1 protein-coding gene is annotated in these 1,902 nt (G+C 70.8%); it reads left to right on the top strand.

Annotation, left to right across the window (positions count from 1 at the left end):
• Positions 1–105: 105 nt before the first annotated feature.
• Positions 106–1,902 (top strand): serine/threonine-protein kinase (locus D7Y13_RS41220; protein ID WP_147452640.1); only part of this gene is annotated, 1,797 nt, incomplete at its 3' end.

The raw sequence follows: 1,902 nt of genomic DNA, 5'->3' as shown, positions 1-1,902 counted from the left end.
GGCCGGGAGCGGGAGGCTCGCGTCCTGGCGGGTGGGGCGTGCTAGCGTGGCAGCCCGTTTCGCTGGTGCTTCGCACCCTTCTGTCATCAGGACACGCCCTCTTCCATGACGCGCTCGGCTGACGGTGAGCTGCACATCGATTCGGTCCTCCGGAACACCTACAAAGTCGTCTCCGTGTTGGGTCGGGGCGGCATGGGGTCGGTGTTCCTTGCCCAGCATTTGCGGCTGCCGGGCAAGCACGTGGCGGTCAAGGTGCTGCGCACGGGCGACAGTGTGAGCCCGGATGTCCACGTGCGCTTCCGGCGCGAGGCGGAGATCGCCTCCCGGCTGGGGCACCCGAACATCGTGGAGGTGCTGGACTTCGATACGCTGGAGGACGGCAGCCCGTTCCTGGTGCTGGAGTACCTGCGCGGGGAGAGCCTCCAGGACAGGCTCAGGCGGGGGCGGCTGTCGTTGGAGGAGGTGTTCTCCTTCACGCGGCAGATGGGCTCCGCGCTCCAGACGGCGCACCGCGCGGGCATCGTCCACCGCGACCTGAAGCCGGCGAACATCTTCCTGGTGCCCACCGACTCCGGCGGCGTGGTGGGCGAGCGGGTGAAGCTGCTCGACTTCGGCATCTCCAAGGTCATGTCGTCGGAGACGCTGCAGACGCAGGACGCGGTGCTCATCGGCACGCCGCAGTACATGTCGCCGGAGCAGGCGCAGGGGCGCAACCGGCAGATCGACGCGAGGACGGACCTGTTCGCGTTGGGCGGCATCGTGTTCGAGATGATCTCCGGCATGACGCCGTTCGGCGGAGGTTCGCTGGCGCAGATCATCTACCGCGTGGTGCATGAGCCGCCGGTGTCGCTTGCCACGCTGATGCCGGAGCTGCCGCCGAACGTGGCCGCGGCGGTGGCGCGCGCGCTGGAGAAGAACCCGGACCACCGCTACGCGGACGTCGGCGCGTTCATCGCGGACCTCACGGGCACGACGCTCCAGTCGCTTCCGGAGACGGAGGAGATGCGCGCATCCCGGACGTTCACGCGCACGTCCCCTCCCTCCGGCATCGCCCCTCCCTCCGGCATCGCCCTGCCCTCCATGCCGCAGGACGATGCAGCGTCGATGGGGGCGACGATGGCTCCGGTGAACAAGGCGCCAGCGCCGGTCATGGGCCGCTTCGGTCCGGACGCGGATGACATCGGCTTCGATGCGACGATGGCGCCGCGCGGCGGTACTGCGCACTACGGGCAGCAAGCCCAGTCCCCCGCGCCGAGCGACACGATGGGTTTTGGCGCCACGCAGATGCCGTCCAACGGCTCCAACCTGGGAGTCGTGGGTGCTTCGGGCGTGGCCCTCCCGGTGGCGCCCCAGGGAGGCGTCGCGGGGCCGTCCTACGCGGGGGGCGGATTCCCCGGACAGTACGTCGCTCCGGGCAGCTACGGCGGCCAGCAGGCCGTGCCCGGGAACATGGGTGGACAGCCTCCGGGCCACGTGACGGGGCAGCCCATCGCGCCGGGCGGCATCGGTGGGCAGCAGGTCGCTCCGGGAAGCATGGGCGGCCAACAGGTCGCTCCGGGCAGCTACGGCGGCCAGCAAGCCGTGCCGGGAAGCATGGGTGGCCAGCAAGTCGCTCCGGGCAGCTACGGAGGTCAGCAGGCCGTGCCTGGCAGCCTCGGTGGGCTCGCCTCGGGCCCACAGGGGCAGCCCCACTCCCCGGTGAGCATCGCCGGCCCTGGCCCTTCGACGCTGCCAGTGGACAACAAGCCCAAGTCTCGGATGCTGCCCATCGTGGCCACGGCCGCGTTGATCCTCGGGGCCGTGGGACTTGGCTGGTGGTTGCGGCCTTCGACTCCCGTGACTCCGCCGCCGGTCCCCGTCGTGAGCGCGCCCCCTCCCCTCGCGCCTCCTCCGCCCACGACC

Source organism: Corallococcus praedator (assembly GCF_003612125.1).
In the GTDB taxonomy this organism is placed as follows: Bacteria; Myxococcota; Myxococcia; order Myxococcales; family Myxococcaceae; genus Corallococcus; species Corallococcus praedator.
Note: the sequence above shows the minus strand (reverse complement) of the source record. Positions and strands in the feature narration are given on the sequence as shown.